Annotated in this window: 11 protein-coding genes; 4 read left to right on the forward strand and 7 right to left on the reverse strand. The window is 44.0% G+C overall.

Annotation, left to right across the window (positions count from 1 at the left end; genetic code table 11):
- Positions 1 to 91: 91 nt before the first annotated feature.
- Positions 92 to 1021: a hydrogen peroxide-inducible genes activator gene (locus tag KIH87_RS14910; protein ID WP_232358643.1), complete on the reverse strand. Its 930-nt coding sequence runs from the start codon at positions 1019 to 1021 to the stop codon at positions 92 to 94.
- 550 nt (positions 1022 to 1571) lie between these two features.
- Here KIH87_RS14910 and KIH87_RS14915 point away from each other — a divergent pair.
- On the forward strand, positions 1572 to 3257 hold the full coding sequence (locus tag KIH87_RS14915; protein WP_232358644.1) for a methyl-accepting chemotaxis protein: 1686 nt from the start codon (positions 1572 to 1574) through the stop codon (positions 3255 to 3257).
- A gap of 232 nt (positions 3258 to 3489) precedes the next feature.
- On the opposite strand, the gene KIH87_RS14920 is transcribed toward KIH87_RS14915, so the two are convergent.
- From KIH87_RS14920 to KIH87_RS14945, 6 genes are all read right to left on the reverse strand, one after another.
- Positions 3490 to 4755 carry an inorganic phosphate transporter gene (locus KIH87_RS14920; protein ID WP_232358645.1) on the reverse strand — a complete coding sequence of 422 codons (1266 nt, stop codon included), beginning with the start codon at positions 4753 to 4755 and terminating at the stop codon, positions 3490 to 3492.
- 12 nt (positions 4756 to 4767) lie between these two features.
- Positions 4768 to 5445, reverse strand: a complete 678-nt coding sequence (locus KIH87_RS14925) for a TIGR00153 family protein (protein WP_232358646.1) — start codon at positions 5443 to 5445, stop codon at positions 4768 to 4770.
- Between the two features lie 62 nt (positions 5446 to 5507).
- Complete coding sequence (gene phoU, locus KIH87_RS14930; RefSeq protein WP_232358647.1) at positions 5508 to 6224, reverse strand: phosphate signaling complex protein PhoU; 717 nt, start codon at positions 6222 to 6224, stop codon at positions 5508 to 5510.
- A 12-nt stretch (positions 6225 to 6236) separates the two neighbouring features.
- Entirely contained in the window at positions 6237 to 7049 is an 813-nt protein-coding gene (pstB, locus tag KIH87_RS14935; protein WP_232358648.1) for a phosphate ABC transporter ATP-binding protein PstB, read from the reverse strand.
- Between the two features lie 4 nt (positions 7050 to 7053).
- Positions 7054 to 8625, reverse strand: a complete 1572-nt coding sequence (gene pstA, locus KIH87_RS14940; protein ID WP_232358649.1) for a phosphate ABC transporter permease PstA — start codon at positions 8623 to 8625, stop codon at positions 7054 to 7056.
- On the reverse strand, positions 8618 to 10768 hold the full coding sequence (locus tag KIH87_RS14945; RefSeq protein ID WP_232358650.1) for an ABC transporter permease subunit: 2151 nt from the start codon (positions 10766 to 10768) through the stop codon (positions 8618 to 8620). Before KIH87_RS14945 ends, pstA begins: the two co-directional genes overlap by 8 nt.
- Positions 10769 to 11461: 693 nt before the next feature.
- Between KIH87_RS14945 and KIH87_RS14950 the strand changes: the two genes are divergently transcribed.
- From KIH87_RS14950 to ppx, 3 genes are all read left to right on the forward strand, one after another.
- A complete protein-coding gene (locus tag KIH87_RS14950) occupies positions 11462 to 11962 on the forward strand; it encodes a glycine cleavage system protein R (protein ID WP_232358651.1) in 501 nt (166 codons plus the stop codon).
- 121 nt (positions 11963 to 12083) lie between these two features.
- The gene (gene ppk1 / locus KIH87_RS14955) at positions 12084 to 14204 is read left to right on the forward strand and encodes a polyphosphate kinase 1 (protein WP_232358652.1); all 2121 of its coding nucleotides are present in this window, start codon (positions 12084 to 12086) and stop codon (positions 14202 to 14204) included.
- 59 nt (positions 14205 to 14263) lie between these two features.
- Complete coding sequence (gene ppx, locus KIH87_RS14960; protein ID WP_232358653.1) at positions 14264 to 15817, forward strand: exopolyphosphatase; 1554 nt, start codon at positions 14264 to 14266, stop codon at positions 15815 to 15817.
- Positions 15818 to 15990 lie beyond the last annotated feature (173 nt).

Genomic DNA, 15990 nt, shown 5'->3' on the forward strand with positions numbered 1-15990 from the left:
CGTTTTAAAAAAGTTTGGATGAAATGAAAAAATATCGAATTTGTTTGTAGGACTAAAGAGCCCGGTTTGGGATACACCGGGCTCATATTTCCTATTTAAGAACAGGAATAGGCATTAACGGACTAATCACCTCGGCGATTCGGCGGAACAACTTCATACGCGTAGTACCACTGCGCCAAACCAAGCCGATTTCACGATACGCTTTTTCCTCTGCTGGCAAGGAAATTAATCCCGAGTCCCGCAGAATATTATCGTTCAAGGCCAGCTCTGGTAAGAAAGTCATTCCCATCTTACTTGCCGCCAGTTTCACCAAGGTATGCAAGCTACTGGCAGCCAATGAGCTCACTTGCTCTTGATGCTTCAAGCCACAGGCACTAACCGCATGATCCGTCATACAATGCTCCGATTGCAGCAAAAACACACTGTTTTTCGGTAACGTGGTGATATCTACGGGATGTTTACCTTCAGACAAACCTTCGCGAAGCCCTTCCAGTACATTTCTGTCTGCCACTAAATGAAAAGGGTCATGCCCTACAACCATTTGCTTACATCCGGGTGTAGACATAGGTAAAGCCAACACCAACAAATCCAGCGTCCCCTCATTTAACTGCTTCAACAGGTTTTCTGTCGTATCTTCCTGTAGCTGCAAGGTTAACTTGGGCAGTTCTTGCGACAAGCTGGAAATCATGGATTCAAACAGGAAAGGGGCAATAGTCGGGATAACACCAATCTTCACCATTCCCGCCTGCCAGTCACCGGCATTCTGAGCAAAATCCATCAACTCGTTGGCTTGATCCAGCAAATGCTTGCTACGTTCGACAACTTCCAAGCCGAAGGCGGTAAAAATAAAGGTTTTATGGTCACGCTCCAACAGTTGACCATTTAATTGCTCTTCCAGATTTTGAATTGCTGTGCTGAGCGTTGACTGGCTAACATGACAATGCTGAGCTGCGCGGTTGAAGTGCTGCTCTCTATGTAAGGTTACTAAATAGTGAAGATGCTTCAAATTAGGCCACTTCATACTTTGTCATCCTAAAATTCGATTGGGGAAAGATTCTTAATTCGTTTTTATCAATCGTCAAGTAATGGGATGAAAAAAGATTATTTAAAGCGTCAAGAAAAGTGGTTAGAAATAAAACCTGGTATGGAATTTTCTCAGAAAAGGATGAATTTCATTTAATTATAAAAATCGAAAATTGAAATAAGAACGGGAATTAAAAAATAATTAGGCGAAAATATACAGACTTAAAAACACACCTCATTAATTATAAAAACGCCAGCTTAAACACTCGGAATTTCAGATTAACTTTCTACACACCTTGAAAAACAAGAGGCTCAAGCATTTTTAAATTTTCAAAATAAAATTAAATAGATAGTGAACGACTTATTCTTGTTAAAGATCAAAATCTAAAGTTGCAAAAAAAAAGGTTCCCTCCTATTTTTTAGAATAGGTTATTGGGTCTTGCATACCGGGCAAAATCGTAAATTTACCACCCATAATACCGAGTCACTTAATAGTGAAAGTACAATGTACATCTCGCGTATAAACATCCGTAGTATAAGGGGAAGATATGTTTGACAGGCTATCCATCAAACACAGACTTTTATCGATTTCAACAATACCTTTGGTATTACTAGTCGTTATTTTAATTGCGCTAATATCCCAACAAATTGATAAAACCATTGATAAGGAAGTGAAGGTCGTCGAAAGCACCGCTTACGAAAATAAAAAACAGGAATTAAAACAAATAATTGATGCAGCCTACAGCATAGTTAAATCCATTTATGAAAATGGTGGAACCAAAGAAGAAGCGGCAGAACTTTTAACGAAATTCCAATATGGTGGTGACGGTTATTTATTCGGACTGGATAAAGACGCCATTCAAATATTTAGCGGTGGTGCCAATTCAAAGACAGGTATCAGCTATTACGATGTAAAAGATGCAAACGGCGTTTACTTTATTCGAGAATTAATTTCGGCCGGTAGAAAAAATGGGTTAGGTGATGGTAATAACTTCGTGACCTATCACTACCCATTACCCGGGCAAAAAATCCCTGTCGCGAAATTGTCTTATGCCATTTACTTTGAGCGTTGGGACATGATGGTGGGAACAGGTATTTACATCAACCACATCGAAGAACAGGTTAACGCATTCAGAGACAGCATGAACGACTCCAAGAGCAGCATGTTATCTATGGCTGTGATTATATCAGTTGTTGTCTTAGTGCTTTTAATCGGAGTGGGTATGATGGCTGTTCGCTCAATTATCCAGCCATTGGACGAAGTCAACGAATCTATCGAGAAGCTAGCACAAGGGAACGGCGACCTGACCCAAAGAGTGAATGTAAAAGACAGGTTTGAAGTGGGAACACTGGCTGGAAACGTAAATACCCTGCTAGCGAGTTTGCAAAGACTGATTATTAGCATTAAGGATGTGTCTAACGGTGTTAATAATGAAAGCAATGAGCTGGCTAAAGAAGCTGACAGAATGGAATCCTTAAGTATTAAACAGCTTAATTCTGTAGAGCAGATTGCCGCCGCAACAACCGAAATGGCACAAACCGCTCATCATGTGGCAGATAATGCCAATAGAGCAGCCAATGCTGCTCAGGAAGCCAATGAGCATGGGCAGAATGCGCTCGAAAAAGTAGAATCGAGCTGTGAGGAAATGGCTCATCTTAACAACGAAATGATGCGTGCAAGCCAAGTGGTCACGCAAGTAGGTGAAGACGTTGAAAACATTAGCTCTGTATTACAGGTGATAGAGAATATTGCTGGGCAAACCAATTTACTTGCGCTTAACGCCGCGATAGAAGCGGCACGAGCTGGAGAGCAAGGCCGAGGCTTTGCAGTTGTTGCTGATGAAGTACGTAATCTGGCAAGTAAAACTCAGGGAAGCACAGAAGAAATTCAGGAAATGATCACCAAGCTGCAAAATGGATCCCGCTCGGCAGTAGGGGTAATGAGCAGCAGCATCAAACGTAGCCATGCCGCGGAGCAAAGCATCCGTTCTACCGCTGAAATGCTGCAGGAAATCGCAGGAGCGATAAATACCATGTCAGATGTCAATGCTCAGATAGCCGAAGCCGCAAGGCAACAAAATGAGGCGGGCGAGGAAATCAATCGCAGTGTGGTTGAATTATCAGAGCAAAACAAAGGCTTGAGCGAGTTCGCTACCAGGAATGGTAAAACAGCAGAACACATGCGCAAAGACACCAACGAACTGGAAAAACTGGTGGGTCAGTTCAAGGTGTAAATCCATCTCGCATTAAACCTCTAAGCGTAAAAAACCCAGCATCAATGCTGGGTTTTTCCTATTTAAAATGGCTCTGCCTATCTACAATCTTTGAAACTCTCAGTCACTAATTTCAGAGAGAATCTTGCAGCAAAGTGGACGAGATTTAGACAAGGCAGAGACTACGCAGCATAGCAATCCGAGTAGTCTCTAACGACATATAAATTTCATCCAGGAAGGGGCTTTAATGAATCTAGCCAAAGATGCTCTTAATGATCTCATAAAAAATGAACGACAAAATCGCACCAGCAGGCAGTGTTACCACCCATGAAAGAATGATGCTTTTCACTGTGGTCAAATTCAGCGCAGCGATACCACGTGCCATGCCAACACCCATAACAGCACCAACCAGGGTTTGAGTGGTGGAAATAGGCAAGCCGGTTCCAGAAGCGATAACTACGGTGCTGGCAGCCGCAAGTTCAGCAGCAAAGCCTCGGCTTGGCGTCAGGTGAGTAATGCCCTTACCAATCGTGCCAATCACTCGCTTACCAAAGAAGGCCAGACCCAACACAATACCGATGGCGCCAAGAGGTAAAATCCAGGCATCCAGCTCAGCAGATTGAGTGATTTGTCCACCACTATTGACAATGCTCACCACAGCAGCCAAAGGCCCAATAGCATTAGCCACGTCGTTGGAGCCATGAGCAAAAGCCATACAACAAGCCGTTACTACCATCAACAGAGCGAAAATCTTTTCAACATTGTTGAAGTGCATCTGCTTATCGCTGTTCTCATCGAACTGAATGCGTTCAATGGCAATCTTACCGATAATAGCAACCAGTATTGCAATAGCCACGCTCAAGCCATAGCCTGCGGCTGTCGGTAAATCCAAACCAACGTGCTTCAAGCCTTTCTTAATGGTGACCAAAACCAAAATAAAACCCGCAAATCCCATATAGATAGGAACGTATTTCTTGGCACTTTGGAATGGATTTTCAGCGTTAAAAATAAGGTGCTGAGCACTCATAAAGATCATATAGGCAATCAACCCGGCAATAGCAGGGGTGACAATCCATGAGGCAAAAATACCACCGACCTTGCCCCATGACACCGCGTCTCCACCCACCGACATCACCGCAAAGCCGAGGATACCGCCAACAATAGAGTGAGTCGTCGATACAGGCCAGCCCTTATAGGAAGCGACGGTTAGCCACAAGCCAGCAGCCAACAGAGAAGAGATCATGCCATACACCAAGAGATGAGGGGTATCGACAAAGAAACTACTGTCAATGATGCCCTTTCGAATGGTAGCGGTGACTTCACCGCCGGCGAGATAGGCTCCGGCAAATTCAAAGATCATTGCAATGAAAATCGCTTGCTTGATAGTAAGAGCGCCTGAACCAACAGAGGTTCCCATTGCGTTGGCAACATCATTTGCTCCTACGCCCCACGCCATCAAAAAACCGACGACAGCTGCAACCAGAACCAGAATAGCTCCGTAAGTACTAATAATATCCATGTAATATGAACCCTATTCCGACAGCATCACATCAATTTTGGCACCAGCCGACTCAGCAAAGTCCGCCAGCTTTCCAACACGTTCAAAGACATCATACAAAAACATGACATCCACCGGAGATAACTGGGATTCAAGCTTATACAACTTTTCAAACAACCCAATTTTCATTACGTCCGTGTCTTCCTGAATCTGATCCAGTTCTTCAACCATTCTGATCACGATGTCCGCTTCGCGACCTTTAAACCCGGTTTCCAATAGGGATTCCAGTTCATTGATCACTTCTCTGGCCTGTTCGCTGGCGTCAACGCAGCGTTGCAGATAAGCGCGGAAATCGTCTTGTAAGGATTGAGGAATAAGCAAATTCCGCACACAAACGTTAGTGGAAATATATTCGGAACAATTGGCGATTCTGTCTTGTTGTACTAACAATTCAGATAATGAGGATTTACTTACGGGAAGCATGATGTCTTTCGCCAGAATACAACGGACTTCACGCTTGATCTCATCGGCTTCTTTCTCTAATTGACTAATTTCGTCGCGCTTAACGCATGCTTCTTTCCAATTGTTTTGAAAAGTGGCTTCAAAGAAAGGAACCAGCAACTTACAACACTTTGTCACCACATCAATATGCTCTTCAATAGGCTTGATAGGAGACTTTGCAAACATTGCCAGAAATGGATTTATGGTCATTGTTAATCTTACTCGTATTCTATTTATCTGTCGTAGTCAGATAAACTCTCTGTCTGTTTTGATTACTCTTCATCATCTAAAGATGGTTCATTAAAAGGGTTCACAGCATGTCGAATATTAATACCCTCGACGGAATAAATGAGGTATTCACAAATATTCTTACATCTGTCCCCTATTCGCTCCATTGCACGTAATGCCCACAATACATCTAACCAACCGGGCAAAATTTCTGCTTCTTGTTGCATTTCCTGTAGCACAAGAATCAGTAACTTCTTGTATTCCTTATCAATTCTCGCATCATCTTTATGAATAGATTGAGCCGCTTCGACATCCATTCTGGCGAAGGCGTCCAATGTGCCGCGGATCATATCTAAAATTAGGTGTCCTGTGTTAAACATTCCTGCTTTTATTGCTTCGGATGACGGTAAGCTCTTCAATACAACCATCCGCGCAATACGTTCAACTTCATCCCCGATACGCTCGATATCGGTGTTGATCTTCACAATGGTTAACACCAGGCGCAGATCACCCGCAGTCGGATTTCGGCGTGCGATTATACGCATACATTCCTGATCGATCCTCAATTCCATTTGATTTACTTTCGAATCTTCCAGAACAACTTGTTCTGCAACGCGTTTATCATCGTCTCTCAAGGCAACAAGGGTATTTCCCAACTGCTGTTCAACAATGCCCCCCATCGACAGCAAAGCGTTCTTCAGGCTTTCTAATTCCTGATTAAAACGTCCGGAAATGTGTGAACTCAAGCTAAAGTCTTTCATGCTTTGACTCTCCTAACCGTAACGCCCGGTAATATAGGCTTCGGTTTGTTGCTGCTTGGGCATAGTGAAGATGGTATCGGTATCAGCAAACTCAATGAGCTCCCCCTGATACATAAAGGCAGTGTAATCAGACACTCGGGCAGCTTGCTGCAAGTTGTGGGTTACAATCACAACGGTGTACTGATTCTTGAGATCGTTGATCAGCTCTTCGATAGTCAAGGTAGAAATGGGATCCAGTGCCGATGTAGGCTCGTCCAGCAATAAGATTTCAGGCTCCAGAGCCAAAGCACGAGCAATAACCAAACGCTGTTGTTGTCCGCTGGAAAGTAACAGGGCAGATTCAAACAAGGTATCTTTCACCTCTTCCCACAAAGCCGCTCTGTTGAGCGCCATCTCAACCGTATCATCCAAAATGCGTCTATCGGTAATGCCCTTCAAACGCAGTCCATAAACCACGTTTTCATAGACCGACACAGGAAATGGATTGGGTCGTTGAAACACCATGCCCACCTGGGTACGCAAGGCTGGCACATTCTGTTTAGGATGAAAGATGTTTTTTCCAGCAATAACCACCTTGCCGGAAATTTCACACTCAGGATTCAGATCATTCAGTCGATTGAAGCAGCTGATCAAGGTTGACTTACCACAACCGCTCGGCCCGATAATCGCGGTCACGCAGTTACGGGGAATGCGCATGGAAATATCATGCAAGGCTTTGCGCTTACCAAAGTACAAATCCAGATGTCTGACATCAATGGCAATGTCATTATCATCCAGGCTTTCCAGCTTGCGAGCCGAAGGAATATAAGTATCGAAGCCTTCCATTTAATCAGTTACCTATCAAGACTTTATACTGGTTACGCAATCTGTTGCGCACATTAACCGCTATCGTGTTTAAAACCAAGACCACAAGTAACAATAATAAACAGGCAGCAAACATTAAGCTGGCTTCCTGACCTGCACTCTGGCTGTGGAAAGCACCGTCATAAATCAGCACACCAAGGTGCATAAACTGACGTTCAAGATGAATATAGGGAAACTCGCCATCAATGGGCAGTAGTAAAGCAAACTTCACCGCTCCCAACATCAACAAAGGTGCGACTTCACCCGCGCCGCGCGCAATGGCCAAAATAACCCCGGTCATAATACCAGGAGTTGCCAGTGGCAATACCGTCAAGCGAATGGTTTCCAATTTTGTCGCCCCCAAGGCGTAGCTGCCCTGTCGCAATGAAAAAGGCACTCGGCGTAACCCCTCTTCTGTCGCCACAATCACCACTGGCAAGGTTAACAAAGCCATGGTCAACGATGCCCATAATAAGCCCGGAGCACCAAACACAGCAGCATCGGTTCGCTCAGGGAAAAGCCAGGTATCAAGCTGACCACCCACGGTATAAACAAAAAAGCCCAAGCCAAACACGCCATATACAATAGAAGGCACGCCCGCCAAATTCCCCACCGCAATACGCACGATCGACACCACAATATTATTAGGCGCATATTCAGCCAGATAAATGGCAGCCAGCACGCCAAAAGGCGTGACCATGACCGTCATTAACATCACCATTAATACAGTGCCAAACAAAGCAGGAAAAACGCCACCAGCGGTAATGGCCTGCTTTGGAGATTCACTCACAAACAACCAGATTTGCGCAAAGAAATATTGCATTTTCCCCATCAGAGAAACCGCATTAGGAAACAACAAAGATTGAATGTCAGCGACAGGAATATGCAGGCTTTCTCCGTCAGGAAGGCTTATTTTCACTTGAGCTTTCTGCTGTGAGACTTGCAACGCATCCAGCTTTTCTTGCCAGAATTGAAACTGTTGTAAGACTTTCTTATAAGCAGGAGCCGAAGCATCCACTCCTTGTAAACGCATCTCTGCCAGCGATTCATGTAAAGGGGCTAATTGATTCAACTGAATGTCACTAATTTGGCTATTAATTTCCTGTACCGACTCAGTCACTGAATCAAAGGAGGCAATATCCAGCATACCATCATCAACCACGATACCCTGCGGGATTGCCAACAAAAATGAACCATCCTGCATGTTAAACTCAGCCAGGTTTTCAGGTCGTTCCAGATACACAATGCGAGACTTGTCGACAACACTGGGTTTACCACCGCCATGAGCACTAAAATAAGTGCCATCATGCAGCCAAACCCGCTGAATGCGGTTACTGGCAATATCGCGTTCTTCTATATTGGCAAAACGATATTCCAACCCGGTTTCCGTTTGCAAAGTGACGAAATAAGCAGGTTGCAGCCAGAAATGAGCCAAGCCTCGCGTAACGATCAACGCCACAATAGCCAGCAAAGCCATGAGTACCAAGCCCGCCAACGACCCGCTCAATATCATGGCGAAGTTTTGCTTATCAGAATCGCCCAACGTCCACTTACTCATGGCGATACTTCCTTCTTAAACGTAATCGCAATAGCTCAGCGACAGTGTTAATCGTCATGGTAAATATCAACAACAATAATGCGGTCAGGAATAATACTCGATAATGAATGCCGCCGACTTCCGATTCAGGTAACTCAATGGCTAAATTCGCGGTTAAAGTTCGCATCCCCGACATCAAATCCCATTCAGCAATTGGTGTATTGCCCGTCACCATAAGTAAAATCATGGTCTCTCCGATAGCTCGGGAGAAGCCCAGCATTAAAGCCGACAAAATCCCCGGATAAGCCACTTTCAACACAACATTGAGTAGCGTCTGTAAGCGGGTAGCGCCTAATGCATAAGAAGCCCGGCGCAAACTGCTAGGCACTTCAAAAATTGCATCTTCCGCCAAACTATAAATACTGGGCGCAATCGCAATACCCAATGCCATGGCAACAACAATGGTATTTTTACTGTGTGTGTCCATGTCTTTAAGGAAAAAGATAGAAGGCAGATGCAACCAGTTCATCAAATGCATGACCTGCGGCACCAGATAGCCAATAAACAAGGCAAACACCAGCAAGTAAATAAAGCTGAATTGCAAGCTCATGGGCAACGCCATACCAAAGAAGCGCTGCATTAATTTGTTCACCCAAACCAGAAAAAAAGCGAATAATGGCAATAGCAACACAAAACTGATCATGCCCGACAAATATTCCTCTGGTAGTGGTAACAACCAAACTGCGGCAATAAATCCAATCACCACAGACGGAATCGCTTCCAGCATTTCAATAGCAGGTTTTAGCCATTTCCGACTTCCCGAAGGTGCAAAATAAGCCGTATAAACTGCGGCTCCCAAGCCCATTGGCAACGCCACTAACATGGCAATTAATGCAGCTTTAATACTGCCAATAATTAACGGAATAACACTGTATTTCGGCTCATGATGATCAGCCCCGGAAGAGCTCTGCCAAACATATTCAGGCTGCCCGTAACCTTCATATTGAATAGGTAGAAACAAGCTGCGAAAGGTTAAAATGGCATTTGCGTTATCAATACTGGCAACACGAATTTGCTCTGCACTCTTAAAGCCTAATTGTCGATCCAGCCAAATCACATCTTGTAAGTTTTCTCTGGAAACAGGAGACATCAACTGCGACAAAGACTGCTCATTTAACACCTCTCCGGTTGTGGTATTAAACAAGGTAATCTGATGTTCATCGACCAAGACACCAAGCATGTCCAGTGGATGAAATAGCAGCTGCACGAACTGCCCCTGAACAGGAAGCTGGTACAAAGGAGCAAACGCCAACTGTTCTTTATTAGCAAGTGCCCACTTTCTTGCCAGGCCGCTATCATCAATAGCAACGAAGCTCTTGCTGGAAGGCAATGGCACTACATTTTGAATAGGCACGTTACTATATTGCTCCCACAATCTGTCATTGTTCAAAGAGCGATATTGCAAACTACTGCCCATATTAACCAAGGCTGTCATGGTTTCTGTCATGGGAACGACTTGCCGGGCATTGGCATACCAGTAAGATTGCTGCCACAAAGGATCATCGGGTTGCAGCCAATAAAGTTGCCAGCCATTTCGCAACTTTAAATTCACCGCCCATTTATTTTCACCCACAAAAAGCGACCAGTCTTCTATGGATTCGAAAAACAGGTTTTCCAAGCGTGTACTATACACCTGCGCTTGATGCACATCGTCGTTCATCATGGTTAATTCTGACACGCGCAAAATGTGTGTATCTGACAACTGCGCCAAATACATCACCCCGGCAGATACCGACACCCGCACTTTATCCTGACAAGGAATAGAAATGCGTTTCATCACCTGCCATTGCTGAGAAGGCGTTGCTAAAACCCCTTCCCGGCGCTGCGACACAAACAGCTTACAGTCGTCGGTTTGGGAAACAATTAAGGTCGACTGGTGGATTTTTGAAAAGAATAAAACCTGACCGGGAACTGAAGTCTGCCATACATCGGTAGCTCGAATTTCCGGACTTTTGAAAATAGGTAGAACAACAGACAACAGGTGCCACAACAGCATAAGCAGGGCAGCCAGAACAGTCCAACCTCCCAAACGGATCAACCATGCAGCATTGCGGTCTTTACGAATACGACGACGCTGTTGTTTCTGTATTGCGTTTTTTAGCAAACCAAAGGCTCGGCGCTGAATTTAAAACGGGCACATTGTACTTGCGACTGCTTCGCAAATTCCAGCACAAATACACAAAACCAAGAAGAAAGCAGAGAAAAGTAATTAATCTTCTCCTCTACAACGTAATGTACCTGTCTCTCTCCGTTTATACGCATGATCAAGTAAATGATTCCTTTCTCCATTTATCTACGAAAATTCAGAAAGTAGATATTGATTACGAATCTTCTTCAATAGTTTGACGGTAAGCCAAATCCCCCCTCAATTAACCCCGAGCATCGAAAGAATATTGAAAGTAATTCGTCAGGGAAGACGAATTAGGGCTGCCCGATGCATGGATGCATCGTGAGACCGGCTTTCAATATTCGAGAAGCGCAGGATCAGGTTAATTGTTGGGGCTGATTTCTTTTGGTTACTTTTCTTGTTCAGCCACAAGAAAAGTAACTGGCGCGTCCGAAGGATGTGTCATATAAATCCTCCAAAATGAAAAACAAAAGTCGATACGGAATAAGTATTGATTAAAAATACTTTTCAACCATCTGAAATAACAACAGATTATTACCCTTGTTACTGGTGTAAACCGAATCTCTGACGTATAGTTTAAAAGCCGCTAGTATCCTGAATTCGCTGCCAGAGCAAACAGCCTAAATTCAGGTTCCGTATAAACTATCTGCATTGGAACACGTAGTTATCATGAAACCATTTATTATTACCTTGGTAGGAAAAGACAAGCCCGGTTTGCTAGGCACACTTGCCGACATAGTGTATCAACATAAAGGTAACTGGCTCGCCAGTAACTTTGCACATATGGCAGGGCAATTTGCCGGTTTTGTTGAAGTACATATTCCTGAAGATCAAGTTAAAGCACTGGAAGAAGCGTTAACCCAACAAACCGACTTACGCATTACTTTTAATTCGGGTGATGAGACACCTGCTGCACATCAACAAGCCTTGATTAGTGTGGTGGGTAACGACAAACCCGGTATCGTTCAGGAAGTGGCAGCAGCAATTCGTAAGCTCAATTTGAACATCGAGCAATTTGAATCAGCCTGTGTGAGCGCTCCAGGTTCAGGTAATGAATTGTTTAATGCAGAGTTATTTGTCAATATTCCCGAAGACTTTGATATCGACAAACTTCAGGATGCTGTTGAAAAAGTCGCGAATGACTTAATGGTAGACGTCGAGCTTAAATAGACCAAGCCAAATAGCGGTTCCAAACATACAGGAACCGCGAATTGTAATAAACGTGTCACCGAACTGAACGATCATTTTTGCGCCCTAGTCCTATTTTAATCAGGTACAGATATATATCCCTATGATACACGATGCACAGCTCTACTTTCCGAAAGAACTCAGTTGGTTATCCTTTAACGAAAGAGTTCTCCAGGAAGCAGCCGACAAGCAAAACCCTATCGTCGAACGTATTCGCTTTCTTGGTATCTATTCCAACAATATGGATGAATTCTTTCGAGTTCGTGTTGCTGATGTTCGCCGCCAAATAGCCATTCATCACAACAATCAGGATGAAGATAAGGAAGATGCAACCCGCGAGCTGCTGGATCAAATTCAGGAACGGGTCATCGGTATGACCCGTGAGTTTGACCGTATATTCAAAGAATTGGTCACTCGTCTGGGACGATACAATATCCACCTGATTAGCGCGAAGGATACCAATGAGTATCAACAGGAATGGCTCACCAATTTCTTTAAGAATAAAGTGCTTAGACACATTGCCCCGATTTTGATTGATGGCAAAACAGACTTGGTGGGTCGATTAAAAGATTCCGGTACCTATTTGATCGTGCAAATTAAACGTAATAGCAAAAATGATAAATACGCGGTGGTGGAAGTACCTACCAATTACCTATCGCGCTTTATCATGATCCCGCCGGAAAAGAGCCGTAAGAAAAAGCACATTATCCTGCTGGATAACATCATAAAACTGAATCTGGACAGGATTTTCCGGGGCTTTGTAAAGTTCGATTCGCTAGAATGTTATTCCTTTAAAATGACCCGTGATGCCGAATACAAAATCAACGACGAGATAGATGAAAGCTACATGGAGAAAATGTCCGAATCCATGAAGCAGCGCTTGATCGCAGAACCGGTTCGCTTCACCTATGACGCGGATATGCCTGAAGATATGCTCACCTTGCTACGACGCAAACTGAATATCTCGTCACTGGATAGCATCATTGCCGGAGGCCCAGTCAGAAACTTCCGTGATTTTATTGGCTTCCCCAATGTTGGGCGTGAGTATCTGGAGAATCCACCATTACCCGCTATCCACACACAAGAATTCTCGCATTTTGATACGGTTTTCCAAGCCATCACAGAAAAAGACCGTTTACTCTATTACCCCTATCACCGATTCTTGCACCTAACGGAATTTGTGCGCCAGGCTGCGATAGATCCAAGTGTACGCCACATTCGTATGAATCTTTATCGTCTAGCCAGCAAATCGCGCATCATCAATTCCCTGATTGATGCCGTCGATAATGGCAAGATGGTAACGGTGGTAATGGAGCTGCAAGCCCGATTTGATGAAGAGGCCAATATTGAATGGTCAAAAATCATGAGAGAAGCAGGCATCAAAGTATTGCTGGGTATCCCAACCCTGAAAATCCACTCCAAGCTTTGTGTTGTCAGCCGCGAAGAAAAAGGCGATATCGTCCATTACGCCCATATTGGTACGGGCAATTTCAATGAGAAGACCGCCAAGATTTATACGGATTTCAGTCTATTCACCCGCAATCAGGAAATTGCTCAGGAAGCGGTGAGTGTTTTCGACTTGATCCAATTCCCATATAAAACCTTCAAGTTTCAGCATTTACAAGTTTCACCACTGAATAGCCGAACCAAAATTCAATCGCTGATCCGTCAGGAAATCCAGCATGTCATTGAAGGTAAGAAAGGCCGTATCAGGCTGAAAATAAATAATCTGGTTGATAAAGAACTAATCGATGACTTGTACAAGGCAAGTCAGGCTGGCATTAAAATTAAAGCCATTGTTCGTGGCATGTGTAGCTTGATCCCGGGTATTAAAGGCATCAGTGAGAATATCTCGATCATCAGTATCGTTGACCGATTTTTAGAGCATCCCAGGGTTGCCGTATTTGATAACGGTGGGGAACCGAAAGTGTTTATCTCTTCCGCTGACTGGATGACACGTAACATGGATAACCGTATTGAAGTGGGTTGCCCTATCTACGATGAAGAACTGAAAAAACGCATTATCGACATCATGGAAATTCAGTTCAAAGATACCACCAAAGCACGAGTGATTGATCAAACCCAATCCAACAAATATGTGCCCAGAGGTAATCGCAAGAAAATCCGCTCTCAAATCGAAATATACGATTATTTGAAAGATCTGGAAGATGAAGCCGACACATCCGACGATGAATTAGCGCAAGAACATGCAAATGATTTATAGTGTCGAAAGTGGTTATAAAACAGAAAAAAGCGAGCGCTTTTAGGGATACTTGAACGCTCATGACCGAATTTGAAAATGCTTTTGACAGTGTCGCGACCAGAGAAGTCACCAAAGTGGCTGCGCTGGATATTGGCTCCAATAGCTTCCATCTGGTTATTGCTCGTATCGTGGCTGGCTCAGTGCAAATTCTGCACAGAGTAAAACAGAAAGTACGCTTGGCTGAAGGGCTTGATGAGCGCCAGATCCTGTCGGATGAAGCCATTCAAAGAGGCTTGGAAGCACTTCAAACCTGCAAGGAAAGTATGCAGGGTTTCAACCCCGACACAGTACGCATTGTAGCAACACACACGTTACGTCGCGCCAGAAATGCAGACGTTTTCATTAAAGCCGCCAGACAGATCATTCCCTACCCTGTTGAAGTGATATCAGGTGTTGAAGAAGCACGTTTAATTTACTTGGGTGTAGCCCATACATCAGCGGCTTCAGGAAAACGCTTAATCATAGATATTGGCGGCGGTTCCACCGAGTTTATCATCGGCAAAGGCTTTGACCCTCTACTACTGCGCAGTGTAAAAATGGGTTGTGTTAGTTTTACCCATCAGTTTTTTAAGGAAGGCGAACTCAAATCAAAAGCCTTCAAAAAAGCCATTACCGCAGCTCAGCAAGAGCTGGAAATCATTTCGGATCGTTACAGAAGTTTAGGTTGGAAGAGTTGCCTGGGTAGCTCTGGCACTATTCGCACCATCGCTAACCTGATTAGCGAATTAAATGAAGACCCGGATGCAGAAAACAACGAACCGCAACCGCTTGCCAAGATCACCTTATCAGGCTTGGAAAAGTTGATTGAACAATGCTGCGATTGCGGAAAAATCACCAAGCTGGACTTTTCCACCCTAAGCGAAGACAGACGTGTTGTTTTCCCGGCAGGTCTTGCCATACTCACCGCCATATTTAAAAGTTTGAATATCAGTGAAATGGAATATTCACCTTCGGCTTTGCGCGAAGGGGTATTGTACGAAATGGAAGATCGTCTGGAACACCATGATATCCGACAACGCACAGCACAAAGCATGGCAACACGTTATGACGTCGATATCGAACAGGCACAACGAGTGCTGGCAACCACCACTCATTTGTACCAGCAATGTAAATCCTCATGGGATATAAAACGCAATGAACTGCAAAGTATGTTGGGATGGGCAGCCCTGTTGCATGAAGTGGGCTTACAAATAAACTCTCGCGGTGTGCAGAAGCATTCAGCCTACATACTAAAAAATACAGAGCTACCCGGATTTAATCAGGAACAACAATATTTTCTGGCAACCCTGGTCGCTATGCATAGAAAGAAGATTCGTAAAGAAGAGCTGCTCCAACTGCAACAGTTTACGGAAGAAGAAACCTTTAAGCTGATTGTGCTTCTGCGCTTGGGCGTATTACTTAATATTCATCGCCAAGATGACTTGTTGCCCAATATCGAATGTCACGCGGAAAATAATCGTTTGGTATTGTCTTTTCCTGAAAACTGGCTGGAACAATCCATCCTGATGCAGGCCGATTTGGAAACAGAATCCATGCGCCTTAAAAACATAGGGATCAAACTCATCATTCAGTAACGATTTTATTCACTGCTATACCTATGCTTGTCAGCCTCAATTATCCCTGTTTTTATAAACCAACCATCAACATTTTGATTACATAAAAATAACATTCAAGGTTCTTTTCGGCTGGAAAGCATCTATCTTTCAATTCAATCGACTAATGAGCAGTTCGACGCAGTTATCTTCTG

The organism is Paraneptunicella aestuarii, assembly GCF_019900845.1.
Classification (GTDB): Bacteria; Pseudomonadota; Gammaproteobacteria; order Enterobacterales; family Alteromonadaceae; genus Paraneptunicella; species Paraneptunicella aestuarii.

Excerpts from the sequence above, each read along its gene's own strand:
- phoU (WP_232358647.1), bottom strand. The coding sequence starts at position 6,224 with ATGAAAGACTTTAGCTTGAGTTCACACATTTCCGGACGTTTTAATCAG.
- pstA (WP_232358649.1), bottom strand. The coding sequence starts at position 8,625 with ATGAGTAAGTGGACGTTGGGCGATTCTGATAAGCAAAACTTCGCCATG.
- KIH87_RS14950 (WP_232358651.1), top strand. The coding sequence starts at position 11,462 with ATGAAACCATTTATTATTACCTTGGTAGGAAAAGACAAGCCCGGTTTG.
- KIH87_RS14915 (WP_232358644.1), top strand. The coding sequence starts at position 1,572 with ATGTTTGACAGGCTATCCATCAAACACAGACTTTTATCGATTTCAACA.
- ppx (WP_232358653.1), top strand. The coding sequence starts at position 14,264 with ATGACCGAATTTGAAAATGCTTTTGACAGTGTCGCGACCAGAGAAGTC.
- KIH87_RS14920 (WP_232358645.1), bottom strand. The coding sequence starts at position 4,755 with ATGGATATTATTAGTACTTACGGAGCTATTCTGGTTCTGGTTGCAGCT.
- ppk1 (WP_232358652.1), top strand. The coding sequence starts at position 12,084 with ATGATACACGATGCACAGCTCTACTTTCCGAAAGAACTCAGTTGGTTA.
- KIH87_RS14925 (WP_232358646.1), bottom strand. The coding sequence starts at position 5,445 with ATGACCATAAATCCATTTCTGGCAATGTTTGCAAAGTCTCCTATCAAG.
- KIH87_RS14910 (WP_232358643.1), bottom strand. The coding sequence starts at position 1,021 with ATGAAGTGGCCTAATTTGAAGCATCTTCACTATTTAGTAACCTTACAT.
- pstB (WP_232358648.1), bottom strand. The coding sequence starts at position 7,049 with ATGGAAGGCTTCGATACTTATATTCCTTCGGCTCGCAAGCTGGAAAGC.